This window comes from Pseudomonas sp. B3G-3, assembly GCF_028640915.1.
Classification (GTDB): Bacteria; Pseudomonadota; Gammaproteobacteria; order Pseudomonadales; family Pseudomonadaceae; genus Aquipseudomonas; species Aquipseudomonas chlororaphis_I.
Genome location: NZ_JAQZAB010000121.1, coordinates 48,577 through 72,509 on the forward strand (window position 1 = coordinate 48,577; position 23,933 = coordinate 72,509).

Below are 23,933 nucleotides of genomic sequence, written 5' to 3' on the forward strand. Positions count from 1 at the left end.
ATCACCCTTTAGTAAGTCCGGACTTTTGGTTCAAAAGTCGGAACAGTCTTCGGCGAGAAGTTAACGGCACGCTTGGCAACGCGCTTCTCACCCGGGAAGTACAGGGTGTGGCACAGCCAGTTTTCGTCGTCGCGGTCTTCGAAGTCTTCACGGGCATGGGCGCCGCGGGACTCTTTGCGCACTTCGGCAGCGATGGCGGTGGCTTCGGCCACTTCCAGCAGGTTCTGCAGTTCCAGTGCTTCGATACGTGCAGTGTTGAACGCCTGCGACTTGTCGTTGATCTTGACGTTGGCGATACGGGTACGCAGCTCGGCCAGCTGGGCAATGCCCTTCTGCATGTACTCGCCGGTACGGAATACACCGAAGTAGTTCTGCATGCAGTTTTGCAGCTCGCGACGCAGGGTAGCCACATCTTCGCCATCAGTACGCTCGTTGAGAGCGTTCAGGCGTGCCAGTGCAGCCTCGATGTTGGCGTCGGTCGCGTCATCGTATTCGATGCCGTCGGTCAAGGCTTTTTCCAGATGCAGGCCGGCAGCGCGGCCGAATACCACCAGGTCGAGCAGCGAGTTGCCACCCAGGCGGTTGGCACCGTGAACCGATACACAAGCCACTTCGCCCACAGCGAACAGACCATGGATGATCTCATCCACGCCTTCGGCGTTCTGGGTGATTGCCTGGCCATGAATGTTGGTCGGCACGCCGCCCATCATATAGTGGCAAGTTGGAACTACTGGTACTGGAGCAACCACCGGGTCAACGTGAGCGAAAGTCTTGGACAGTTCGCAGATGCCTGGCAGACGGCTGTGCAGCACTTCCTCGCCCAGGTGGTCGAGCTTGAGCATCACGTGGTCACCATTCGGACCACAACCGTTGCCGGCGATGATTTCTTTAACCATCGAACGGGCAACAACGTCACGACCGGCAAGGTCCTTGGCGTTCGGAGCATAACGCTCCATGAAACGCTCGCCGTGCTTGTTGATCAGGTAACCACCTTCACCACGGCAACCCTCGGTCACCAATACACCGGCGCCGGCGATGCCGGTCGGGTGGAACTGCCACATTTCAATGTCTTGTACCGGCACGCCGGCACGCAGCGCCATGCCGACACCGTCACCGGTGTTGATCAGGGCATTGGTGGTGGATGCGTAGATACGACCCGCGCCGCCGGTCGCCAATACGGTGGCTTTCGCGCGGATGTAGGTGGTTTCGCCGGTTTCGATGCAGATCGCGATCACACCGACGAACGCGCCTTCCTGGTTCTTCACCAGGTCAACGGCGTAGTACTCGTTCAGGAAGGTGGTGCCGGCTTTCAGGTTGCCCTGATAAAGGGTGTGCAGCAGCGCGTGACCGGTACGGTCGGAAGCTGCGCACGTACGGGCAGCCTGGCCGCCTTTACCGTAATCCTTGGACTGACCGCCGAAAGGACGCTGGTAGATACGACCGGTTTCGGTGCGGGAGAACGGCAGACCCATGTGGTCCAGTTCGAAAACCGCAGCCGGGCCTTCCTGACACATGTATTCGATAGCGTCCTGGTCACCGATATAGTCGGAACCCTTGACGGTATCGTACATGTGCCAGCGCCAGTCATCGTTCGGGTCGGCCGACGCGATGGCGCAGGTGATGCCGCCCTGAGCCGACACAGTGTGCGAGCGGGTCGGGAACACCTTGGTGATCACTGCAGTCTTGTGGCCGCCCTGGGCCAGCTGCAATGCGGCACGCATGCCGGCGCCGCCGCCACCAATGATGATGGCGTCGAAAGAAATCGTTGGAATGTTAGCCATGAATCAGATACCCCAGAGAATCTGCACACCCCAGACGAAGTAGGCGAACATTGCAACGCCGCATACTGCCTGGAAAAGGAAACGTACTGCAGTCGCCGATTTGCCCAGCGCCATCGGCGTCAGGTAGTCGGTCGAAATGGTCCACATGCCGACCCAGGCGTGAGCGCCCAGAGCAACCATGGCCAGCAGGCTGAAGATACGCATCCAGTTGTTGGAGAACAGTGCGTGCCATTGCTCGTAGCCAAGGCCCGGGTTCGCAACGAGGTATCCGATCAGGAAGATGAAATAAGCCGCGAGAACGACCGCAGACACACGTTGTGCCATCCAGTCATAGAGGCCCGAACGCGACAGGTTCGTGACGTTAGTTACCATATCCAAACTCCTGCCAGAACGATTACCACCACGGATACGGCGATAACGATTTTAGAGCCCAGCTTGCCGCCTTCCAGCGTCTCACCGATGCCCATGTCCATGATCAAATGGCGCACACCGGCAACCAAGTGATACAGCAAGGCGGACAGGATGCCCCAAATCACTAGCTTGGCTAGCGGACTGGTCAGACACGCTTTCACCTCGCCGAAGCCTTCCTCGGAGCTGAGCGACTTGTCCAATGCATAAAGCATGATGGCAAGGCTCACAAAGAGGATGACACCGGAAATACGGTGAAGGATGGACGTGTAAGCAGTGACTGGGAGTTTGATGGTCCTTAGGTCTAGGTTTACAGGTCGTTGGCTATTCACGGCTTTTTTCACACTGAAGAGCCCCTAACAATCAGGGCAAAGTTGTTGGGGAGTGCACTGGTCAGGTACCCACCACCCAGGGAGTGACGACCCCCATCAAACCGGGCCCGAAAGCCCATGGCGGTCGGTGGCCGAGTATAGACAGTTAGGCTACTAATGACAACGCAATCACCTTCCCCTAATAGCTCATTGCGTTAGGCGGATAAAAGGCGTAAATGGCGGGGAATTTCGAGGAAAAAGTACGGTTAAAGCCTTCTGGGGCAAGACTTTAGGCAAATTGACATTCGGATTTATCTCACTATAGTGGTGCGGGCCCTGCGTGGGGGGTCTGTCTGATGATTTCAAGCATAAATAGGAGGCCACATGGCTGACAAAAAAGCGCAGTTGATCATCGAGGGCGCAGCCCCCGTCGAGCTGCCCATTTTAACCGGCACCGTTGGTCCCGATGTAATCGATGTTCGGGGCTTGACGGCCACGGGCCGCTTCACCTTTGACCCGGGTTTCATGTCGACCGCCTCCTGCGAGTCGAAAATCACCTATATCGACGGCGACAACGGCATTCTGTTGCACCGCGGCTACCCGATCGAACAGTTGGCTGAAAAGTCGGACTACCTGGAAACCTGCTACCTGCTGCTCAACGGCGAACTGCCGACCGCAGAACAGAAGGCCCAGTTCGTCAGCAACGTGAAGAACCACACCATGGTTCACGAGCAGCTGAAGACTTTCTTCAACGGCTTCCGTCGCGACGCCCACCCGATGGCCGTCATGTGCGGCGTAGTCGGTGCCCTCTCGGCCTTCTACCACGACTCCCTGGACATCAATAACCCGCAGCATCGCGAAATCTCCGCGATCCGCCTGGTTGCCAAGATGCCGACCCTGGCCGCGATGGTTTACAAGTACTCCATGGGCCAACCCATGATGTACCCGCGCAACGACCTGTCGTACGCGGAAAACTTCCTGCACATGATGTTCAACACCCCGTGCGAGATCAAACCGATCAGCCCGGTGCTGGCCAAGGCAATGGACCGGATCTTCATCCTCCATGCCGACCACGAGCAGAACGCATCGACCTCCACCGTACGCCTGGCAGGCTCCTCGGGTGCCAACCCGTTCGCCTGTATCGCTGCCGGTATCGCCGCACTCTGGGGCCCGGCTCACGGCGGCGCCAACGAAGCGGTACTGACCATGCTCGACGAAATTGGCGATGTCTCGAACATCGACAAGTTCATCGCCAAGGCCAAGGACAAGAGCGATCCGTTCAAGCTGATGGGCTTCGGTCACCGTGTCTACAAGAACCGCGACCCACGCGCCACCGTCATGAAGCAAACCTGCGACGAAGTACTGAAAGAACTGGGCATCAAGCACGACAAACAACTCGAACTGGCCATGCGCCTGGAAGAGATCGCCCTGACCGACCCGTACTTCATCGAACGCTCGCTGTACCCGAACGTCGACTTCTACTCGGGGATCATCCTCAAGGCCATCGGCATTCCAACCAGCATGTTCACCGTGATCTTCGCCCTGGCGCGTACCGTCGGCTGGATCTCGCACTGGAAAGAAATGCTCTCCAGCCCTTACAAGATCGGCCGCCCTCGCCAGCTGTACACCGGCTACGAGTCGCGCGACATCACCAAGCTGGAAGACCGCAAGTAAGACCTGTTGCCTTGCGCTAACGTCTTGACTGCAGCGGATACGGCCTCTTTATAGAGGCCGTATTTGTTTATGCTCCCCTCCCCCGCCATTTCCTTGTAGCAGCCTGTATTCGGCCGCACAGCGGATATGGAACGCCAAGTCCGCACTACTCTCACTGTGAAAAGCTTGCGAGCGCTGCGCGCTCGATCGCAGGCTGCGCCAGCGGCTACAAGGGACGACCCATTCCTGGAACCAATAAAAATGCCCCTGTCTTTCGACAGGGGCATTGGTTTGCAACTCAGCTTATATATAGAAGCCGATACCCAAAGGCCTTAGTGCGATACCGCGCCGCTGGCGCCCAGGCCGGTCTGCGAGCGCACGAATTGCGGGAAGAACAGCGCCCGCTCATTGTCAGCCGCAGTGGACTTGTCGGTGATGGAGAAGAACCAGATCCCGATAAAGGCAATGATCATCGAGAACAGCGCCGGGTACTCGTAAGGGAAGATGGCTTTCTCATGCCCCATGATCTGCACCCAGATGGTCGGGCCGAGGATCATCAGGCCCACGGCACTGACCAGGCCCAGCCAGCCGCCAATCATCGCACCGCGGGTGGTGAGTTTCTTCCAGTACATGGAAAGCAGCAGTACCGGGAAGTTGCAGCTCGCCGCGATGGAGAACGCCAGGCCGACCATGAACGCGATGTTCTGGCTCTCGAACAGGATACCCAGGGCAATCGCCAGCACACCCAGGCACACGGTGGTGATCTTCGAGACGCGGATTTCATCCTTCTCGTTGGCCTTGCCCTTCTTGATCACGCTGGCATACAGGTCATGGGAGACCGCCGAGGCACCGGCCAGGGTCAGGCCAGCCACCACCGCCAGGATAGTGGCGAAGGCCACCGCCGAGATGAAGCCGAGGAACACGCTGCCGCCTACGGCATTGGCCAGGTGCACCGCCGCCATGTTGTTGCCGCCGAGCAGAGCGCCCGCCGCATCCTTGAACGCCGGGTTGGTGCTGACCAGGAGAATCGCGCCAAAACCGATGATGAAGGTCAGGATGTAGAAGTAGCCGATGAAGCCGGTGGCATACAGCACGCTCTTGCGCGCTTCCTTGGCGTCGCTCACGGTGAAGAAGCGCATCAGGATGTGCGGCAGGCCCGCGGTACCGAACATCAGCGCCAGGCCGAGGGAGAAGGCCGAAATAGGATCCTTCACCAGGCCGCCCGGGCTCATGATCGCTTCACCTTTGGGGTGAACCTTGGTGGCTTCGGAGAACAGCATGTTGAAGTCGAAGTTGACATGCTTCATGACCATCAGCGCCATGAACGAAGCGCCGGACAGCAGCAGGACCGCCTTGATGATCTGTACCCAGGTAGTCGCCAGCATGCCGCCGAACAGCACGTACAGCACCATCAGGATGCCCACCAGGATCACCGCCACATGGTAATCGAGGCCGAACAGCAACTGGATCAGCTTGCCGGCACCGACCATTTGCGCGATCAGGTAGAACGCCACCACCACCAGCGAGCCGCAGGCCGACAGCGAGCGGATCTGGGTTTGCCCGAGGCGATAGGACGCCACGTCGGCAAAGGTGTACTTGCCCAGGTTGCGCAGGCGCTCGGCGATCAGGAACAGAATGATCGGCCAGCCCACCAGGAAGCCGATCGAATAGATCAGGCCGTCGTAGCCGGAGGTGAACACCAGGGCGGAAATCCCCAGGAAGGACGCCGCCGACATGTAGTCACCGGCAATCGCCAGGCCGTTCTGGAAACCGGTGATCTTGCCACCCGCGGCATAGTAGTCGGCCGCCGACTTGTTGCGCTTGGAGGCCCAGTAGGTGATGCACAGGGTGGCCCCGACGAACAGCACGAACATGATGATCGCCGAGACATTGAGGGGTTGTTTATGTACTTCGCCGGTCAGGGCGTCGGCCGCCCAGAGACTTGGAGCAAAGGCCGCGACGCTAAAAAAGGCCAATAGACGCCGGATCATTGCTGAGCCTCCTTGAGAATCGCATTGTTCAGGTCGTCGAATTCGCCATTGGCGCGTCGCACGTAGATGCCGGTCAGGACAAAGGCCGCGACAATCAACCCGACACCAATGGGAATGCCCCAGGTGATGGATGATTCAGGACTGAGTTTTGCCCCCAGTACATGGGGTCCGTAGGCAATCAGCAGGATGAAGCCCGAATAGAGCCCGAGCATGACCGCCGACAGTATCCAGGCGAATCGTTCGCGCTTGCTGACCAGCTCCTTGAAACGCGAGCTGTTTTGAATCGAGAGGTAAATGCTGTCGTTCATTGTTTTTATCCTCGCAGCACAGATTTTAGTTGGAACGTAGTCCACTCTATGCAGCTCTGGAGCCGGTTCCAGACGACCTTAGTATTAGAACGACAGCCTCCCTGACAGGCACTTTTACGCCGGGCAAAACAAAAGGCCGCCGGGTGCGAACACCCGGCGGCCTCGAGACCTGCAAGCTAGACGCCTCGCGATCAGTTAGCGGTCCACTCGGCAACGCGCTCAGGGTGTTTGGCCACCCAGTCCTTGGCCGCGGCTTCCGGCTTGGCGCCCTCTTGAATTGCCAGCATCACCTCGCCGATTTCATCCTTGGAAGCCCACTGGAACTTCTTCAGGAAAGCCGCAACCTCCGGCGCTTTCTTCTCCAGGCCTTTGCTGCCGATGCTGTTGACGGTTTCAGCGGCGCCGTAAACACCTTTCGGATCGTCCAGGAAGCGCAGCTTCCACTTGGCGAACATCCAGTGCGGCACCCAGCCGGTGACCGCGATGGAGTCCTTCTTCTCTTCGGCACGGGTCAGTTCGGCAATCATCGCCGCGCCCGAACTGGCTTGCAGCTTGTAGTCCAGGCCGTAGTCCTTGATGGCCTGGTCGGTCTTGAGCATCACGCCCGAACCGGCATCGATACCGACGATCTTGTTCTTGAAGGTGGTGTCATCCTTCAGGTCGGCGATGCTCTTGGGCTTGACGTACTCCGGCACGATCAGGCCGATTTTCGCGTCCTTGAAGTTGGGACCGTAGTCGACCACCTTGTCCTTGTTCTTGGTCCAGTACTCGCCGTGGGTCACCGGCAGCCAGGCCGACAGCATGGCATCCAGCTTGCCGGTGGCCACGCCCTGCCACATGATCCCGGTTGCCACAGCCTGCAACTTCACGTCATAACCGAGTTTCTGCTTGATCACCTCAGACGCTACATACGTGGTCGCCACACTGTCCGACCAACCGTCGACATAGCCGATGCTCAGGGTTTTGCTATCGGCGCTGGCCAGGGTTGAACTGATCGCAAGTACCAGACCGGCACCTGCGCCTAAGAGTCGTCGCATCTTCATCGTTACTTCCCCGAAAGTGCTGCGCCCGACGGATGCCGAGCCGCGTCAACCTGTTGTTATGGTGCTCAGCGCCCTCATCACGCCCCACCAACTTGCTCGAACATCAGCGCGATTGCCCTATGAGAGCCCTGACGCGTCGATCATCAACCTGACGCCAAAGGTGACCTGCTCTGACTGCGACCTCAAAACATTCAGCAACGACACCAGTTCGCCAGTAATCAGGGCATGCCCAAAACAGTCGCCCAATCCCGCCCGAACTTTGCATGTCAAAATCATGCAGGCCACCTGGGCAGCGGCAAATCCGGGTAAGATGCCCGGCTTTGTTTCCTGACGGCCTGACCATGCCCTCGATTGCCCGCTTCCCGCTCCTGCCCTATCTATTCGCCTACCTGCTGGGAGTCTTCGCGCTCTGCGGTTTCTGGTACGGCCTCGGCCAGCCGGTGGTGCTGCCGGATGTCGCCAGCGCCAGTCACAAGTTGCAATGCGCGTCCTACACCCCGTTCGACAAGGACCAGTCGCCCTTCGACCAGCCGTTCAAGTTGCGCCCGGAGCGCATGGACGCCGACCTGGCATTGCTGGCGACCCGCTTCGAGTGCATCCGTACCTATTCCATGACCGGCCTCGAAGCCCTGCCGGACCTGGCGCGCAAGCACGGCCTGAAGCTGATGATCGGCGCCTGGATCAACAGCAACCCGGTGGACAGCGAAAAAGAGGTCGACCTGCTGATCGCCTCGGCCAATGCCAACCCGGATGTGGTGAGCTCGGTGATCGTCGGTAACGAAGCCCTGCTGCGCAAGGAAGTCACCGGCCCGCAACTGGCCAGGCTGATCAACAAGGTCAAGGCTCACGTCAAGCAGCCCGTCACCTACGCGGATGTCTGGGAGTTCTGGCTCAAGCACCCGGAAATCGCGCCAGCGGTGGACTTCCTGACCATCCACCTGCTGCCCTACTGGGAAGACGATCCGTCCAACATCGATGCGGCGCTGAACCATGTGGCCCAGGTGCGCCAGGTGTTCGGCAACAAGTTCGCGCCCAAGGACGTGATGATCGGCGAAACCGGCTGGCCCAGCGAAGGCCGCCAGCGCGAAACCGCGCTGCCGAGCCGGGTCAACGAGGCCAAGTTCATCCGTGGTTTTGTGGTCATGGCCGAACAGAATGGCTGGCATTACAACCTGATCGAGGCTTTCGACCAGCCGTGGAAACGCGCCAGCGAAGGCGCGGTCGGCGGTTACTGGGGGCTGTTCGATGCCGACCGCCAGGACAAGGGCGTGCTCGCCGGGCCGGTATCGAACCTGCCTTACTGGCCATTGTGGCTGGGCGTGGGCGGGGTGATCTTCCTCGCCACACTGATCCTCGGTGGCCGGGTCCGCGGAACTCGTGCGGCCTTGGTCCTGCCTTTACTCGGCGCCCTCGCCGCCTGCTCCATTGGCGCCTGGGGCGAGCTGGCGCGAGTCACCAGCCGCTTTGCCGGGGAATGGTTCTGGGCAGGCCTGCTGCTGGCCCTGAACCTGTTGGTGCTGGCCCACGCGGCACTGAGCCTGAGCCCCCAAACCGGCTGGCGCCAGCGCGCTTTCGACAGCCTGGAAAAACGTGCCGGCTGGCTGCTCGCCGCCGCCGGTTTCGCCGCCGCGGTGATGATGCTGGAGCTGGTGTTCGACCCGCGTTATCGCAGCTTCCCCAGCGCCGCCCTGCTCCTGCCAGCCCTGGTCTACCTGTGCCGCCCGGTGCGGGTGCCGCGTCGCGAAATTGCCCTGCTGACCTTTATCGTCGGTGCCGGCATCGCTCCTCAGCTGTATCGCGAGGGCCTGGAAAACCAGCAGGCCTGGGGTTGGGCTCTGGTCAGCGTGCTGATGGTCGCCGCCCTGTGGCGCAGCTTGCGGGCTCGCAAAGCCTGATCAGAACCGTGTAGGAGCGAGGCTTGCCCGCGATGGCGTCGCCGCGGTTTAGCAGTCATACCCCGCGTCATCGTTGATCGCGAGCAAGCTTCGCTCCTACAGAACAGCGCGAGGCGCCCTTACCAGCCGCAAGGCACCGATGACGATGGCAAACACTGCCAGGCTGGTGTTGTAGAGCGCCAGCGCCGGAAAACCGAACAGCAGCGCCAGCACCGCCAGGCTCCAGCCGGCACGACCCGGTATCACGAAGGCGATCAGGGCCGCCGCCAGCGCCGCCCAGCCCATGACCTTGAAGTGGATCAGCAGCCCCAGGCTGGAACGTGCCTGGCACTCCCAGCGGCTGGCTTCGTCGACACAGACGCCGACCCATCGAGCGTCCTCCATGAAGCCGTAGCGCACGCCATAACTGGCGGCCAGCCACAACGGCAGGACAACAAGCAGCAGAATCACGGGAAGACGGCGGGACATGAAGCACTCCGATAAGCGAAAACGGCGCCCAGCATAATCGCCCGAGGCCGGTAAGCAAGCGTGTTGCACAGATAACTGTTGAGCAAACAGCGACAAAGTGTATCGTCTGGCGACTATTACCGCCGATCCGGCTTTGCCCTGCCTTGATCGTTTTTTGTGCCGTGCCATGGCACTTCGGCAGCAACCCGGTGGTCATAGCCTGCGAACTTCACTCGGCACCTTCCTCTACAGGGATTTAGTCATGCTCCGTTCCTTGCGCTTCGCTGCCCTGTTTGGCGGCCTTATCTCGAGTGCGTCCGCGCTCGCGGTCGACATCGACGCCGCCAGCTATGGCTACCCCTTGACCAACCCGTTCGAGGCGACCATTGCCACCACTCCGCCGGACCTGCGCCCGAAGCTGCCGAGTGACGACGATATCAATCAGTCCGACCGCAGCCTGACCTTGCGCCCCGAGCGCGAATTCATCCTGCCGGACAACTTCTGGGCCGTGAAGAAGCTCACCTACCGCATCGCCGAGCAGGACCATGCCGCACCGCTGATCTTCCTCATCGCCGGCACCGGCGCGCGCTACGACAGCAGCCACAACGAATACCTGAAGAAGCTCTATTACCAGGCCGGCTATCACGTGGTGCAGCTGTCCTCGCCCACCAGCTTCGACTTCATCAGCGCCGCCTCGCGGTTCGCCACCCCGGGTGTGACCAAGGACGATGCCGAAGACATATACCGCGTGATGCAGGCGGTACGCGCGCAGAACCCGAAACTGCCGATCACCGATTTCTATCTCACCGGCTACAGCCTCGGCGCCCTGGACGCGGCCTTCGTCAGCAAGCTGGACGAAACCCGGCGCAGCTTCAACTTCAAGAAAGTCCTGCTGCTCAACCCGCCGGTCAACCTCTATACCTCCATCACCAACCTCGACAAGCTGGTGCAGACCGAGGTCAAGGGCATCAATAACACCACCACCTTCTACGAGCTGGTGCTGAACAAGCTGACCCGCTACTTCCAGCAGAAGGGCTACATCGATCTCAACGATGCCCTGCTCTACGACTTCCAGCAGTCCAAGCAGCACCTGAGCAACGAGCAGATGGCGATGCTGATCGGCACCTCGTTCCGCTTCTCCGCCGCCGACATCGCCTTCACCTCGGACCTGATCAACCGCCGCGGCCTGATCACCCCGCCCAAGTACCCGATCAGCGAAGGCACCAACCTCACGCCATTCCTCAAGCGCGCCCTGCAATGCGACTTCGACTGCTACCTCACCGAGCAGGTGATCCCGATGTGGCGCGCCCGCACCGACGGCGGCAGCGTGCTGCAACTGATCGACCAGGTGAGCCTGTACGCGCTCAAGGATTACCTGCAGGACAGTCCGAAAATCGCCGTGATGCACAACGCCGACGACGTGATCCTCGGCCCCGGCGACCTGGGGTTCCTGCGCAAGACCTTTGGCGACCGGCTGACGGTCTACCCCCATGGCGGCCATTGCGGCAACCTCAACTACCGCGTCAACAGCGACGCCATGCTGGAGTTCTTCCGTGGCTAAACATCTCCTGCTCATCGCTGCGTTATTCTGCGCAGGCTATGCCAATGCCGACGACGGCCAGACCGCGACACCCGTAGTCGCAGACGAGGATGGCTTCACCCAACCGCTCAAGCGGCTCAAGTTCAACCCGGGCCTGGACCAGCGCGAGTTCGAGCGCTCGACCCTCAACGCGCTGAACGTCTACGACCCGCTGGAGTCGTGGAACCGCCGGGTGTACCACTTCAACTACCGCTTCGATCAGTGGGTGTTCCTGCCGGTGGTCGACGGTTACCGCTACATCACCCCGAGCTTCCTGCGCACCGGTGTGAGCAACTTCTTCAACAACCTGGGCGACGTGCCGAACCTGGTCAACAGCCTGCTGCAGTTCAAGGGCCAGCGCTCGCTGAACACCACCGCCCGCCTGCTGGTCAACACCACCATCGGTATCGGCGGTCTCTGGGATCCGGCCACCAGCATGGGCCTGCCACGCCAGAGCGAAGACTTCGGCCAGACCCTGGGCTTCTACGGCGTGCCGGGCGGCGCCTATTTCGTCCTGCCGATCCTCGGCCCCTCGAACCTTCGCGATACCGCCGGATTGGCCGTGGACTACACCACCGAGTCGGCGATCAACTTCCTCAACGTCTCCGAGGTCAGTTCGAACCACCCGGAACTCTGGGTCCTGCGCAGTATCGACAAGCGCTATCAGACCAGCTTCCGCTACGGCCAGCTGGACTCGCCGTTCGAGTACGAAAAAGTCCGCTACGTCTACACCGAATCGCGCAAGCTGCAAATCGCCGAGTGATCCCTCCAGGGCCCTGCCATTCGTGCAGGGCCCTTTTCTTCGCCGCACCGATACCCTCGCCCTTCTCAGCACCTGCACCCTCTCCGGAAGCAGAAAAATCCTCATTGGAATTTCCCAGGCAAGTAGATACGATGCTAATCATTAGCTAGCTATCTATGTGCCTTGCCAATGAAAAGCCCCACCCTGCGAATCCCCGATTTCTGGCTGGCCGTCCTGGCTCCCAGCCGCAACGACCTGCTGTTCGCCATCAGGAACATGATCGCCGGGGGCATCGCCCTGTACCTGGCCTTTCGTTTCAACCTCGAGCAGCCGCAATGGGCCCTGACCACCGTGTTCATCGTCAGCCAGCCCAGCAGCGGCATGGTCCTGGCCAAGGGCGCCTTCCGCCTGCTGGGCACCTTTAGCGGCGCCCTGGCCTCGATCCTGCTGATCGGCCTGTTCGGCCAGGCGCCCCTGTTGTTTCTGCTGGCGATGGCGCTGTGGCTGGCCTTCTGCACCACCGGCGCTTCGCTGCTGCGCAATCATGCTTCCTACGGCTTCGTACTGGCCGGCTACACCGCGGCGATCATCGCCCTGCCCGCCACCACCCATCCGCTGCTGGTGTTCGACCAGGCCGTGGCCCGCTGTTCGGAAATCAGCCTGGGAATCATCTGCGCGGCGATCGCCAGCACCGTGTTGTGGCCGCGCCGGGTCGAACAGGCGCTGGCCACCCAGGGCAAACTCGCCTGGCAAGCCGGCATGCGCGCCGCGGCCTCCGAGTTGATCGGCCAGGACCAGCGCAAAGGATTGCTGGAAGCCCTCGGCAAGCTGGTGGCGGTCGATGCCCAGCGCGATCACGCCTGGTTCGAAGGGCCTCAGGGGCGTCGGCGCTCCCAGGCCCTGCGGGTGCTCAGTCGCGACTTGCTGAGCCTGTTGCGCGCCGCCCGCGGCGTGGCCCGCCAGCGGCTGATGCTCGACAGCGCGGCGAATGCCGCGGTGGCACCGCTGATCGAACAACTGGCCACGGCCCTGGAACACAGCCACGAGGCAGACATCGCCCAGCTGTGGGCACGCCTTCAAGAGGCACTGCAGGACCGCAGCCTGTCGCAGGATGCACATCTGTGCCTGATGCAATTGGCCCAGGTGCCGGCGCTGCTGGAACGCAGCGCGCGGACTCTGCAGGCCGTCGAGCAGGGCCGGGTACCCCATGGCGCGCCTGGCGCCCTGTCCTGGCACCGGGATATCGAGCAAGGCATCCTCGGCGGCCTGCGCAGCGCCCTGGCGTTTCTCGCCGTGGCCGGCTTCTGGGTGCTCTCGGCCTGGCCCTCCGGCCTGGGCGCGGTATCGATCTGCGGGGTGGTGCTGAGCCTGTTCGCCGGCCGGGAAAACCCTTCCGCCTCCAGCCTCAACTTCCTCAAGGGCATCGCCCTGTCAGTACCGATCGCCGGCTTTGTCGGCCTGGGATTGCTGCCCGGCTGGGATGGTTTCCCGCTGTTGTGCGTGGGGCTCGGGGTGCCGCTGTTTTGCGCTTCGCTGTGCATGAGCAAACCGCGGATGGCGCCAATCGCGTCGGCGTTCTGCATCTTTTTCGTCAACAACGTCGGCCCCGGCAACCTGATGACCTACGACCTGGCCAACTTCCTCAACAAGGCCATGGCGACCCTGGTCGGCGTCGGCATCGCGGTCCTGGTGTTTCGCCTGGTCAGCCTCAACCCCGGCGAACATCACTATCGGCGGATGTTCCGCGCCTCGCTGTTCGACCTGGCGCAACTCACTTCGCGCCCGCTGGAGCAAGCCGAGAGCTGGTTCGGCGGGCGCATGGCCGACCGCTTGATCCGCCTGGCGCGCTACTCCGAAAGCCTGCCCCAGGAACGCCGCCAGCACTGGGACAACGGCCTGCTCGGGCTCGACCTGGGCGACGAACTGCTGCAATTGCGCGCCAGCCTGGGCGCCGCGACCGGGGCCCTGGACGTCGAGCGCGGGCACTACCTGCAGAGCATCGCCACGCAGCTCAAGTCGGGCGGACCGACGCCACGCCGCAGCGATCAACTGGATGCTCCGACCGTCGCCCTGCTCAAGGCCCTGGAGCAGGCGCCGCAACTGCCGGAACAGGATCTGGAAATGGCCAGGGCGGCGCTGCTGCAACTTCAATTCACCTGGCACAAATGGTGCCGCCTGACTCGCCACGAACCCGGCGTGGCGGCTGTCGCCCAGGGGCAATGAGCGGGCAAAAAAACCGCCACGCGCCGGTTGCGGCGGGTGGCGGCATAACGCCCTGGGAAAGCCCCTCAGGCTTGCAGCAGCGGGAACAAGGAAATCACCAGCAGCAAGGCCATGCCGTAGTTGAACAGGCGCAACCAGCGCGGGTCGCGCAGGACGTTGCGCAGCACGCTGCCGAACCCGGCCCAGACCCCGACGCTCGGCGCGTTGATCAAGGCAAACAGGCTGGCGATTACCACCACGTTGAAAAAGTAGCCCTGCAATGGCGTATAGGTGCTGATGGCCCCCAGCGCCATGACCCAGGCCTTGGGGTTGACCCACTGGAACGCCGCCGCCCCCCAGAACCCCAGCGGCCGGCCCTTGCCGTCGACTTCCTGGGACACCGGCCCGGAACGGGCGATGTTCCAGGCCAGGTACAACAGGTAGGCCGCACCGACATAGCGCAGCACCTTGTACAGCACCGGGTAGGCCTCGAACACGGCGCCCAGGCCCAGGCCGACGGCCAGTACCAGCGCCAGGAACCCCGAACTGATCCCGAGGATATGCGGCACCGTGCGGCGGAACCCGAAATTCACCCCCGAGGCCAGCAGCATGGTGTTGTTCGGTCCGGGGGTCACCGAAGTGACAAAGGCAAACAAGGCGAAAGCCAACAACAAGTCGATCGACAACGGCATACAGTCATCCTGAGAAGTACATGCTCCGAACAGAGCCCTGAGTCATTGTTTTCGCCCCGGCGATCGCCACGGGCGAGGCTTATCCACGCTTACAGCAAGGACCCGATGAAACCCGCGGCGACCATGGCGTAGAACGCGCCGCAGACCAGGCCGAAAGCCTTGCGCGTGCGGACGAAAAACGGCTCCGCCGAACGCGCGGAAAACGCCAGGGCGTAGGCACAGAAAATCACGAAGCCGGCGACCGCACAGCTGCCCACCAGCACGAAGCTGGCCCAGGAGGGCGCCGTGGCGCTGAGGCCGACGGTGGTCACGGTGAACCAGGTCAGGGCCGCCTTGGGGTTGGTCAGGTGGATGCCCAGCCCTTGCAGGTAGAACCCCAGCGTGCGGCTCTGTTTGGCCCGGGCGCGATTGAGGTTGACCGCGCTCGCGCTCAGGGCGCCGCGGATGGATTTGTAGGCCAGCCATAACAGGTAGCAGGCGCCGAGGATCTTCAGCCAGACCAGCACCTGGGTGTTGGACATCAGCAAGGCCGAGACGCCCGCGGCCGTCATCGCGCCCCAGCACAACGAGCCGGAAATGACCCCGGCCGCCAGCGCCAGCCCCGGGGTACGCCCGTAGCTGAGCGAGGTGTTGGCAATCGCCAGGTTACCCGGGCCAGGGCTGGCGGTTCCGATGACATAAACGGCCATAGCAGCACCAAAGCTCGATAAATCAAACATTTGACGGTCTCTCGTAGAAGTCGCGGGAGCAGGGTTTACCAACCGGGATGCCGCCCCGCGCGGGCCGGCATCCCTCCTCGCTACTTGAAGCAGCGATGATCGGGTTCTTCGGCCCGGATCTTTTCCATCCAGGGTTTGAGTTCGGATTGCTTGTACAGCCGCTCGCCCCAGCGCTCGGGCGACACCGGCAGCGGACGGCCTTGCAGGATGTAGTCGGTCAACAGGTGGATGAACTGCTGCAGGCAATAGGCGCCGACATGCAGGCGCAGCGAAGACGCGGTTTCCGCCGGGGCGATGTTGAAACGCGCGACATGGATGATGTCGCCGCTGTCCACCGAGGGCGCCAGGTGATGACAGGTCGAACCGTAGGTTTCGTCCTGGTAGTAGATCGCGTAGTGCTGGCTGCCCAGGCCGCGGTACTTGGGCGGCGCCGGGTGCAGGTTGATCGCGCCCTTGCGGGCCCGCTGATAGATGCTCGGCGGGAAGATGAAGTCGCCGCGATAGGAAATGATCCAGTCGCCTTCCCAGTCTTCCAGGTGATACGGATAGGGGTCGCCCGGGTCCCAACAGAACACTTCCAGGTTGGAAAAAACCGTCTTGGCGAATTCAACGCCGTGATCGCACCAGTCCATGGTGCACACCGACAATAGAACTTTGTCCTTGCATGGTTCGATGGTCTGCATAGTCTTTTCCACTATTGGCTGTTGGTACATTTCGAAAACACCCCCGGTCCGCCCTCCCCGCTAACCCTGCTGGCAGGCTTCGACTACCGCCGTGAAGCGCTCGACCATTTCGGCGATTTCCGCCTCGCTGGAGATGAAGGGCGGCGCGAACAGCACGTGGTTACCGTGAACACCGTCGGCGGTTCCGCTGCCCGGATAAATCAGCAGCCCTTGTTCCAGCGCCTGCGCCTTGAGGCTTGCGGCGTAACGGCCGCCACCGTGATAGGGCTCGCGGGTGTCCCGGTCCTGAACGAACTCCACGCCGACGAACAGGCCGCGTCCGCGCACATCGCCGACATGCTCGAAACGCGCCAGGCACTCGCGCAGGCCGTGGCGCAGTTGCTCGCCGCGCAGGCGCACGGCCTGCAGCAGGTTCTCGTCCTGGATGACCCGCTGCACCTCCAGCGCAACGGCGCAGGCCAGCGGATGATTGACGTGGGTCTGGCCGTTGCCCAGCACCCCAGAGTTGCCCGCCATGGCCTCATGCACCTGGCTGCTGACCAGCAACGCCGAGATCGGCTGGTAACCGGCCGCCAGGCCTTTGCCGACCGCGACCATGTCCGGCACGATGCCGTCGTCTTCGTAGGCGAAGAACCTGCCGGTGCGGCCCATGCCGGCCATCACCTCGTCGAGGATCAGCAGCACGTCGTGGCGCTCGCACACCGCCTTGATCTTGCGGAAGTACCCCGGCACCGGCGGCACCGCGCCGTTGGTGGAGCCGACCACGGTCTCGGCGAAAAACGCCGCCACCCTGTCGCTGCCCAGCGCCCTGATCTTTTCGTCCAGTTCCAGCGCCAGGCGCGTCCCGTACTGCTCGTCGCTTTCATCAGTGCCCTGATGGCGATAGGCATAACAGGGCGAGACGAATTCGGCGGACCCGAGCAACGGCTCGAAGACCCCGCGACGCTGCAGGTTGCCGGAAATCGACAGGGTCCCCAGGGTGCTGCCGTGGTAGCTCTGCTGGCGCGAGATAAAGATCGATTTGCCCGGCAGCCCGCGCTCGCACTGATACTGGTAGGCAATTTTCATCGCCAGTTCCATGACCTCGGAACCGCCGGAGAGAAACTGCGCCTTGGCCAAGCCGCCGGAGGCCCCCACCAGCAGGTCAGCCAATTCCTCGGCGGCGTCCGTGGTGAAGCTGCCGGCATGGGCCCAACTGAGCTTTTTCGCCTGCTGCTCGATGGCCGCGGCGATCCGTGGATGTCCATGTCCCAGGCTGGAAACGGCCACCCCGCCGCACGTGTCGAGGTAGCGTTTGCCCGAAGCATCCTCAAGCCAGACCCCAGCGCCATTGACGGCGTGAATCGGTGAGGCATTCAAGTTCTTGTAGATGACCGTTGACATGGATCCGAGCCCTTGCAGTTATTCGGCCTAACGGGTGTTTTCCGGGTGGTCCCACGCCGTCGAGCCTTGATGGAAACGCTGGCTGAAGCGCGAGGAATTGAATATCCGGCGCGCCCAGCCGATCGGTAGCAACACCACAGCGAACATCAACAACGAAAGCAACCTGAGCATGGCCTTGTCTCCTGAATAAAAAGTGAGTGAGCGATCAGTCCAGCGGGATCTCGTTGCGCCAGTCGACCTCTTCGACGAACTCCGGCTGGGTCGTGCGCTCGAGAATGAAGCTGCCCAGCACCAGCACATCCATCTCGGTGCGCATGAAGCAGGCGTAGGCTTCTTCCGGCTTGCACACGATCGGCTCGCCGCGCACGTTGAACGAGGTGTTGACCAGCACCGAGCAGCCGGTGCGCTTCTTGAAGCTGCGCAGCAGATGGGTGAACGGCGCGTTGTTTTCTTCGGTCACCGTCTGCACCCGCGCCGACAGGTCGACGTGGGTCACCGCCGGCAACTGCGAACGGATCGAGTTGATGCTGCCCAGGCCACGCTCGGGGCCGCCGGGCTGCAACGACTCGGCGGTCTTGATCGAATCGGTGACCTGCGAAACCATCAGCATGTACGGGCTCTTCTCGCAGATGTCGAAGTAGATCTGGGCGTCCTCGTCCAGCACCGCCGGGGCAAAGGGCCGGAAGGATTCGCGGTACTTGATCTTCAGGTTCATGGTGCGCTGCATCTCGGGATTGCGTGGATCGCCGAGGATCGAGCGCGCGCCCAGGGCTCGCGGGCCGAACTCCATGCGCCCCTGGAACCAGCCGACCACGGCGCCGTCGGCCAGGTGCCGCGCAGTTTCGTCATACAGCTCGGCCCCCTCGAAGCGCTGGTACGGATACTGGTTGGCGTCGAGGAACGCCTGGATCTCTTCATCGCCAAAGCCCGGCCCCAACAGGCTGCCGCTCATGGCGTCGAGCTTCTTGCTGCCCAGGTGCGGACGCCCGGTGCGCTTGACCGAATAGTCCATGGCCGCCCCCAGGGCACAACCGGCGTCGCCGGCCGCAGGCTGAATCCAGATCGCGTCGAAACGTCCGGAACGGCTGAGCACACCGTTGGCCACACAGTTGAGCGCCACGCCACCGGCCAGGCACAGGTTGCGGTAACCGGTCTGCCGCACGGCCGCGGTGGCCAGCCCCAGCACCACTTCCTCGGTCACCTGCTGCACCGAGGCTGCCAGGTCGCATTCGCGCTGGGTGATCGGGCTCTCCGGCTTGCGCACCGGACCGCCGAACAGTTCCTCGAACGCCTCGCCGACCATGCGCTCGCCACGCAGGTACTCGAAGTACTTCATGTTCAGGGTGAAGGAGCCGTCGGCGCGGATGTTGATCAGTTCCTTGCGGATCTTGTCGGCATAGATCGGCCGGCCGTAAGGTGCCAGGCCCATGAGTTTGTACTCGCCGGAGTCGACCTTGAAGCCGCAGTAATAGGTGAACGCCGAGTAGAACAGGCCGACCGAGTGCGGATAGGAAATCGAGTTCATCAGGTCGAGCTTGGAACCGTCGCCCTTCCAGATCGTGGTCGAATGCCATTCGCCGATGCCGTCGATGCACAGCACCGCCGCCTGCTCGAACGGCGACGGGAAAAACGCCGCCGCGGCATGGGAACGGTGGTGCTGCGAAGCGATGGTGAGCGGTCCGGTACCACGTCCCAGTTCCTCGAGTTTCTCGTCGATGAACTTGAGCACATTGAGCTTCCAGCGGATCCATTCCGGCATGGTGCTGATGAAGGTGCGCGCGCCGCTGATGCCGCCACTGGCGAAGGAGGAAATCATCCGCGAGAACTTTTCCTGCGGGTCTTCGTAGTAGACCACGGCGGTCAGCTCATCGAGGCCGATCCCCTCGGCGTCCAGGCAGTACTTGATGGCATTGGCCGGAAACGCCGCGTCGTGCCGCACCCGCGTGAAGCGCTCTTCCTGGGCCGCAGCCACCGGCACCCCGTCCTTCACCAGCGCCGCGGCGCTGTCGTGATAGAACGCCGAAATCCCTAATACGTAAGTAGCCATTTAAACGCTCATCCTCATAGCTTCATGCCAATCCATGGAAATTCCCTGTGTCTGTGCACAGTCCGTCATCCGTGCAACCAACTTGAGACCGGCAGGCTTTTTAATGCCGGAATCAACGACACCACCAACAACACACTCATTGAAATGTTGAACAGCCGGAGCCGGTTCGGCTCGCTGAGAAAGCGCCGCAAATAACGTCCGAACAGCACCCAGACCATCGAGCAGGGCGAGCCGAAGAGAAAGAAGATCAAGGCGATCAGCAGGATCTGCGCACTGTAGGAACCGACCGGCGTGGTGTAGGCCAGGACCGCGCCCACCGCCATGATCCAGGCCTTGGGGTTGACCCACTGGAACAGCGCCGCGCCGGTGAAGCCCAGCGGGCGCCCGCCCTGGTCGTCGAGATCGACCGTGGGCGCCGTGGCGATCCGGTAGGCCAGGTACAGCATGTACAGGGCACCGATCACCTGCAGAATGTCATGCAGGCTGGGATAACGATGGAACACCGCGCCGGCGCCGAGCCCCACCGCGATCAGCATCAGTGGAAAGCCGATGTTGATGCCCGCGACGTGGCGCAGGGTGCGGCTGATGCCGAAGTTGACCCCGGAGGACATCAGCATCACGTTGTTCGGCCCCGGCGTCACGCAGGTGGAAATCGCGAACAGGATGACGGCGTAGTAGTCCAGATTCTGCATGCCCCAGGCTCCGCTCAACGATAGTCTTCAAGGGTGCCGCGGCGACGAATGTCGACCGACACGCAATGGAAGCCGCCACTGAGGCTGCGGGCATGGCGCATTTTCAGCGGCGCCACATCGATACCGTGTTTCTCCAGGGCGCGAATCAGCGGCACTTGCTGGTCGTTGATCACCGCCAGCGCCGGGTTGACCATGATGAAGTTCATGCCCTGCCAGATCGACGCGCGCGGGTAGGACCAGCAATAGCCGGTGTCGACCATTTCCGGCGCCCAGATGATGTCCCAGTTCTTGAACAGCGCCGGCACCTGGTCCTTGCGGATCCGCTCCGGACACAGCACCACCAGCCCCGGGCGGACCACAGTGATGGTGGTGTCCAGGTGCGTGCCGTCGTACACGCCACTCACCGGGTGCACCCGGTAACGATCGCCCAGCACCCGCTGCAGCCACTGGCAACCCAGTTCGTTGCCGCTGCGGGAAACCAGATAGAGGATGTCCTCGCCGACGCGGATCACGTTGGCGGCGTCGAAGATCGGCTCGTCATTGGCAATGATCGAGCCGCTCTTGGGGTTGATCCGGTAGGTGCTGTCCAGCAGCTGCGGCTTGGGCGCGGAAATCCAGTTGGAGCCGCTGGCAAAGTATTCGGCCAGGTGCCGGCGATAGGCGAACGGTTCCAGGTAGCGGCTGCGCAGCGCCATCGGCGCCTCGATGATGGTCTGGCCGATGGGTAGCAGCACATCCCGCGGGCAGTAGTTGTATTCGCCGTCGGTTTTCCAGGCGCAAGTGCCGAATACCGCGCGATGGTCAGTGACGTCCGGACGCCGCACTATGACCCCGTGGGAGCGCAGGAAGGCGGCAAAGGCGTCCAGGTCCTCGCTGGCTTCCTCGATCACCTGCTGCGGATAGGGGCCGGATGGAATGTCCTCGATGTAGTCATGCTGCTCGCTGTAATCCAGGGCGAACAAGCCGCGGTCGGGTCGCGGCACCTGCGCGCCCTGGGCGACGCCGACGATCATTTCTTCCAGCGGATCCCACTCGTTGTGCACGTTGACCAGAGACATGGACACTCCTTGATGTTCAGGCCGTTACGCCAACCGGCGCGGCAGGGACAATAGGTTCGTGATGAAACAGCGCCTGGTCCTCGCCCCGCGTCTTGCTCCGGGGCAGCACCGCGCCCGCGGAGCCGATGCCCAGGCGCTGCAACCAGGACGTCAAGCGGTCCGGCTGCGGTGCCAGGGACTCGTAGCCGACGCGGACCCGCAGCCAGTGTTCTGCCAGTTCCGCCGGCTTCGTCGCGGCGACCTGGCGCATGTAGGCGTCGATGGCGTCCACCGCCCAGGCCGAATGCCCGGTGGTGACGTTATCGATGGTGTTGTGCAGGTCGACGAACGCCGTGCTGAAGCCGTAGTGCCGGAGGAAGCGCCGGGCCGAACGGTAGCTGCCGCCCACCCCCGACAGTTCCATCGCCAGGTTCATGCCGAGGATTTCCGGCATGAAGGTCACCGGCAGCTTGCCCAGGCACAGCCAGTAGACCGGCAAGCGGAACGAGGCCTCGCGCAGTCGCTCATCCTCGGCGAACTCGCGGGCACCGGTAGGCGCCAGCTCCAGCCCCATCTGGCGCAGGCCGTCGCGGTAGATTTTCGGATGGTTCAACGCATAGGAGCCGTTGCCCAGCTCGTCCCAGTAAGTCTGGAACAACGCGTAACCGACATGGGACGAGGCCAGCGTCAGGTCGGTGAAACCCTGCAGCCAGGCGCCGTCGATCAGGGTCAGCGGTGCCAGTTGCAGGGTGGAATCGACGATTTCTTCGCGCGACGGCATGGCCGCCGGGTCACTTTCTTCGAACTCCTGACCGTGGCGGTCGTGCTTGTCCAGTAGCCATTCGCGCAATACGCCGACATTCCAGGACTCGGGCAAGGTGCGTTCGGAGTTTTGCAGCGAGCGGCGCGACTGCTCCAGCCAACGTGTCACATAAGCCTGGGCAAAAGCCTGGGTGCGAGGCGCCAGCGCCCTGCCCTGCAAGACGAAATAGGCCTCGCGCAGGCTCTTGGGCCACTGGCCCTGCTCCTGAATACCCTCGCCCAGCACCTGTGGAACCACTGCATTGCAAGGGCTTGGCGTTGGTACTTGGGCAGCTTCTGCGCGCTGGATCGGGCCGGACAGGCCATCGATCCATTTGCGGATGACGCTCAGGTCGGCCTCGCTGAAGATCCGGAACATGCGCCCGTTCGGCGCGACCAGTGTATTGACCAGCAGACTCTTCTCGGCGTTGCCCGGCACGATCAGGCGGCTGCGCGAAAGCATCTCCAGCAGCGGCACCGGGTCGACCTGGGCCTCACGCAGCCACTGCGCCAGGCTGCGGCCTTCCATCTTGTAATCCTGGTGATAGACCGCGCCGGCCCGGGCCATGCGCTGGATCATCTTGCCCATCAGGCGCTCGGGCGATACCGCCGCCCGACAGTGCACCAGCAGCCGCTCGTTGAACGTCTTCAGGGCCGCGAACAACCACTGGGCGCCCGCCTCCAGTTGCAGGCGGCGAATGTTGCCCTGATTGGCGACCTGCTCGCAGACCCACAGGGAGATCTCCAGCGCCGAGCTGTCGCCCGCGCTTTCATCCAGTTGGTTCAGGTCGAGTCGGCGGACATCCAGCTGCTGCGCGTCCAGCACCGCCCACCAGGGGCTCAGCCCCAAGGCACGCCAGGCATAGTCGATGCCGCACAGGGTGTCGCCAAAGGCATCGCTGCGGCGGCTCACCGCTTGCAGCAATGCCGGTAATTCGAACAGTTCGTCGGGCAGGTCGGGGAGCGTGGAAAGCTCGAACGGCGAAACCGCATAGGCGGTCAGCCCCGCCTGCACCAACAGCGATTTGAAGTGATCGGCGCGCGATGCCAGGGGCCGCCCGACGCCGACGTCGTGGGCCAGTAGCTCCATGAGCCTGAGCTGCGCGCTGTCCTCGAAAACCCCGGGGGCGCTCATGCCTTGCAGCCAGCAACCCAGCACCGAGGCCAATGGCGCCGAGTGCACCAGCAGGGCCTCGGCGAATTCCCGTTGGTTGCCCAGCTCCGCGGCCTGGCTGGCCAGTTCACGGTAAACCCGGGCCTGCTCGTCACGCCAGAGTTCGATCTGCACCCGCACCCCGGACAGACCTTCCGCACCGGTTTCTCCCGGTGCGGCCAGGCCCATCAGACGCCGAATACTGACATCCCCCAGAAAGCTCTCGGGGTTGCTGACTGATCGATAAAACTGGCGCCACATACTGTTTACTTCCCTTCCAGGTTGGAGACCAAGGCAATCCATTGCCGGCCCTCAGTCATCGGCAAGCAATGACATCGGGTGTCGAGATCAGAACATCGGGTAGAT

21 protein-coding genes are annotated in these 23,933 nt (G+C 62.4%); 5 read left to right on the plus strand and 16 right to left on the minus strand.

Annotated features, from left to right (window positions below; all coding sequences use genetic code 11):
• Positions 1–8: 8 nt before the first annotated feature.
• Genes sdhA through sdhC form a run of 3 tightly spaced genes read right to left on the minus strand, consistent with a single transcriptional unit; the run spans position 9 to position 2,533 of the window.
• Positions 9–1,781 (minus strand): succinate dehydrogenase flavoprotein subunit, encoded by a 1,773-nt coding sequence (sdhA, locus tag PVZ80_RS24490; RefSeq protein WP_016702210.1) that lies wholly within the window; start codon positions 1,779–1,781, stop codon positions 9–11.
• A 3-nt stretch (positions 1,782–1,784) separates the two neighbouring features.
• Positions 1,785–2,153 (minus strand): succinate dehydrogenase, hydrophobic membrane anchor protein, encoded by a 369-nt coding sequence (sdhD, locus tag PVZ80_RS24495; protein ID WP_007931497.1) that lies wholly within the window; start codon positions 2,151–2,153, stop codon positions 1,785–1,787.
• The gene (gene sdhC / locus PVZ80_RS24500; RefSeq protein ID WP_169915034.1) at positions 2,147–2,533 is read right to left on the minus strand and encodes a succinate dehydrogenase, cytochrome b556 subunit; all 387 of its coding nucleotides are present in this window, start codon (positions 2,531–2,533) and stop codon (positions 2,147–2,149) included. Before sdhC ends, sdhD begins: the two co-directional genes overlap by 7 nt.
• A 351-nt stretch (positions 2,534–2,884) precedes the next feature.
• Here sdhC and gltA point away from each other — a divergent pair, with 351 nt between their 5' ends.
• A complete protein-coding gene (gene gltA / locus PVZ80_RS24505) occupies positions 2,885–4,174 on the plus strand; it encodes a citrate synthase (RefSeq protein ID WP_009047765.1) in 1,290 nt (429 codons plus the stop codon).
• 311 nt (positions 4,175–4,485) lie between these two features.
• On the opposite strand, the gene PVZ80_RS24510 is transcribed toward gltA, so the two are convergent.
• From PVZ80_RS24510 to PVZ80_RS24520, 3 genes are all read right to left on the minus strand, one after another.
• Positions 4,486–6,144 carry a cation acetate symporter gene (locus tag PVZ80_RS24510; protein ID WP_016702212.1) on the minus strand — a complete coding sequence of 553 codons (1,659 nt, stop codon included), beginning with the start codon at positions 6,142–6,144 and terminating at the stop codon, positions 4,486–4,488.
• Positions 6,141–6,452, minus strand: a complete 312-nt coding sequence (locus PVZ80_RS24515) for a DUF485 domain-containing protein (protein WP_007931481.1) — start codon at positions 6,450–6,452, stop codon at positions 6,141–6,143. Before PVZ80_RS24515 ends, PVZ80_RS24510 begins: the two co-directional genes overlap by 4 nt.
• Positions 6,453–6,643: 191 nt before the next feature.
• The gene (locus tag PVZ80_RS24520) at positions 6,644–7,495 is read right to left on the minus strand and encodes a glycine betaine ABC transporter substrate-binding protein (RefSeq protein ID WP_009047763.1); all 852 of its coding nucleotides are present in this window, start codon (positions 7,493–7,495) and stop codon (positions 6,644–6,646) included.
• Between the two features lie 341 nt (positions 7,496–7,836).
• Here PVZ80_RS24520 and PVZ80_RS24525 point away from each other — a divergent pair, with 341 nt between their 5' ends.
• Positions 7,837–9,390: a glycoside hydrolase family 17 protein gene (locus PVZ80_RS24525; RefSeq protein ID WP_273864700.1), complete on the plus strand. Its 1,554-nt coding sequence runs from the start codon at positions 7,837–7,839 to the stop codon at positions 9,388–9,390.
• 96 nt (positions 9,391–9,486) lie between these two features.
• On the opposite strand, the gene PVZ80_RS24530 is transcribed toward PVZ80_RS24525, so the two are convergent.
• A complete protein-coding gene (locus PVZ80_RS24530; RefSeq protein ID WP_009047761.1) occupies positions 9,487–9,858 on the minus strand; it encodes a hypothetical protein in 372 nt (123 codons plus the stop codon).
• Positions 9,859–10,099: 241 nt separating this feature from the next.
• On the opposite strand from PVZ80_RS24530, the gene PVZ80_RS24535 reads away from it, so the two are divergent.
• The 3 genes from PVZ80_RS24535 to PVZ80_RS24545 all read left to right on the plus strand — a co-directional run bounded on the left by PVZ80_RS24535 (position 10,100) and on the right by PVZ80_RS24545 (position 14,381).
• On the plus strand, positions 10,100–11,398 hold the full coding sequence (locus PVZ80_RS24535) for a serine protein kinase PrkA (protein WP_009047760.1): 1,299 nt from the start codon (positions 10,100–10,102) through the stop codon (positions 11,396–11,398).
• On the plus strand, positions 11,391–12,179 hold the full coding sequence (locus tag PVZ80_RS24540) for an MlaA family lipoprotein (RefSeq protein WP_009047759.1): 789 nt from the start codon (positions 11,391–11,393) through the stop codon (positions 12,177–12,179). Before PVZ80_RS24535 ends, PVZ80_RS24540 begins: the two co-directional genes overlap by 8 nt.
• Positions 12,180–12,347: 168 nt before the next feature.
• Positions 12,348–14,381, plus strand: coding sequence for an FUSC family protein (locus tag PVZ80_RS24545; RefSeq protein WP_273864701.1), 2,034 nt, complete (start codon positions 12,348–12,350; stop codon positions 14,379–14,381).
• 65 nt (positions 14,382–14,446) lie between these two features.
• Here PVZ80_RS24545 and PVZ80_RS24550 read toward each other — a convergent pair whose 3' ends face one another.
• The 9 genes from PVZ80_RS24550 to PVZ80_RS24590 form a co-directional block, all read right to left on the minus strand.
• Positions 14,447–15,052, minus strand: a complete 606-nt coding sequence (locus PVZ80_RS24550) for a LysE family translocator (RefSeq protein ID WP_273864702.1) — start codon at positions 15,050–15,052, stop codon at positions 14,447–14,449.
• Positions 15,053–15,141: 89 nt separating this feature from the next.
• Entirely contained in the window at positions 15,142–15,771 is a 630-nt protein-coding gene (locus PVZ80_RS24555) for a LysE family translocator (RefSeq protein WP_009047757.1), read from the minus strand.
• A gap of 80 nt (positions 15,772–15,851) precedes the next feature.
• Positions 15,852–16,454, minus strand: coding sequence for a formyltransferase family protein (locus tag PVZ80_RS24560; protein WP_007931465.1), 603 nt, complete (start codon positions 16,452–16,454; stop codon positions 15,852–15,854).
• Between the two features lie 60 nt (positions 16,455–16,514).
• The gene (locus PVZ80_RS24565; protein WP_053268505.1) at positions 16,515–17,837 is read right to left on the minus strand and encodes an aspartate aminotransferase family protein; all 1,323 of its coding nucleotides are present in this window, start codon (positions 17,835–17,837) and stop codon (positions 16,515–16,517) included.
• Positions 17,838–17,864: 27 nt separating this feature from the next.
• Entirely contained in the window at positions 17,865–18,008 is a 144-nt protein-coding gene (locus PVZ80_RS24570) for a hypothetical protein (RefSeq protein WP_007931463.1), read from the minus strand.
• Positions 18,009–18,042: 34 nt separating this feature from the next.
• Positions 18,043–19,884, minus strand: coding sequence for a carbamoyltransferase family protein (locus PVZ80_RS24575; RefSeq protein WP_009047755.1), 1,842 nt, complete (start codon positions 19,882–19,884; stop codon positions 18,043–18,045).
• A 65-nt stretch (positions 19,885–19,949) separates the two neighbouring features.
• Positions 19,950–20,576, minus strand: coding sequence for a LysE family translocator (locus tag PVZ80_RS24580; protein WP_009047754.1), 627 nt, complete (start codon positions 20,574–20,576; stop codon positions 19,950–19,952).
• A gap of 14 nt (positions 20,577–20,590) precedes the next feature.
• Entirely contained in the window at positions 20,591–21,634 is a 1,044-nt protein-coding gene (locus PVZ80_RS24585) for an inosamine-phosphate amidinotransferase (protein ID WP_009047753.1), read from the minus strand.
• Positions 21,635–21,650: 16 nt separating this feature from the next.
• Positions 21,651–23,828 carry an iron-containing redox enzyme family protein gene (locus PVZ80_RS24590; RefSeq protein WP_041987168.1) on the minus strand — a complete coding sequence of 726 codons (2,178 nt, stop codon included), beginning with the start codon at positions 23,826–23,828 and terminating at the stop codon, positions 21,651–21,653.
• Positions 23,829–23,933: the final 105 nt, after the last annotated feature.

Coding starts and splice junctions, on each gene's coding strand:
- sdhA (WP_016702210.1), bottom strand. CDS start 1,781: ATGGCTAACATTCCAACGATTTCTTTCGACGCCATCATCATTGGTGGC.
- sdhD (WP_007931497.1), bottom strand. CDS start 2,153: ATGGTAACTAACGTCACGAACCTGTCGCGTTCGGGCCTCTATGACTGG.
- gltA (WP_009047765.1), top strand. CDS start 2,885: ATGGCTGACAAAAAAGCGCAGTTGATCATCGAGGGCGCAGCCCCCGTC.
- PVZ80_RS24510 (WP_016702212.1), bottom strand. CDS start 6,144: ATGATCCGGCGTCTATTGGCCTTTTTTAGCGTCGCGGCCTTTGCTCCA.
- PVZ80_RS24515 (WP_007931481.1), bottom strand. CDS start 6,452: ATGAACGACAGCATTTACCTCTCGATTCAAAACAGCTCGCGTTTCAAG.
- PVZ80_RS24520 (WP_009047763.1), bottom strand. CDS start 7,495: ATGAAGATGCGACGACTCTTAGGCGCAGGTGCCGGTCTGGTACTTGCG.
- PVZ80_RS24525 (WP_273864700.1), top strand. CDS start 7,837: ATGCCCTCGATTGCCCGCTTCCCGCTCCTGCCCTATCTATTCGCCTAC.
- PVZ80_RS24530 (WP_009047761.1), bottom strand. CDS start 9,858: ATGTCCCGCCGTCTTCCCGTGATTCTGCTGCTTGTTGTCCTGCCGTTG.
- PVZ80_RS24535 (WP_009047760.1), top strand. CDS start 10,100: ATGCTCCGTTCCTTGCGCTTCGCTGCCCTGTTTGGCGGCCTTATCTCG.
- PVZ80_RS24545 (WP_273864701.1), top strand. CDS start 12,348: ATGAAAAGCCCCACCCTGCGAATCCCCGATTTCTGGCTGGCCGTCCTG.
- PVZ80_RS24550 (WP_273864702.1), bottom strand. CDS start 15,052: ATGCCGTTGTCGATCGACTTGTTGTTGGCTTTCGCCTTGTTTGCCTTT.
- PVZ80_RS24555 (WP_009047757.1), bottom strand. CDS start 15,771: ATGTTTGATTTATCGAGCTTTGGTGCTGCTATGGCCGTTTATGTCATC.
- PVZ80_RS24560 (WP_007931465.1), bottom strand. CDS start 16,454: ATGCAGACCATCGAACCATGCAAGGACAAAGTTCTATTGTCGGTGTGC.
- PVZ80_RS24565 (WP_053268505.1), bottom strand. CDS start 17,837: ATGTCAACGGTCATCTACAAGAACTTGAATGCCTCACCGATTCACGCC.
- PVZ80_RS24570 (WP_007931463.1), bottom strand. CDS start 18,008: ATGCTCAGGTTGCTTTCGTTGTTGATGTTCGCTGTGGTGTTGCTACCG.
- PVZ80_RS24575 (WP_009047755.1), bottom strand. CDS start 19,884: ATGGCTACTTACGTATTAGGGATTTCGGCGTTCTATCACGACAGCGCC.
- PVZ80_RS24580 (WP_009047754.1), bottom strand. CDS start 20,576: ATGCAGAATCTGGACTACTACGCCGTCATCCTGTTCGCGATTTCCACC.
- PVZ80_RS24585 (WP_009047753.1), bottom strand. CDS start 21,634: ATGTCTCTGGTCAACGTGCACAACGAGTGGGATCCGCTGGAAGAAATG.
- PVZ80_RS24590 (WP_041987168.1), bottom strand. CDS start 23,828: ATGTGGCGCCAGTTTTATCGATCAGTCAGCAACCCCGAGAGCTTTCTG.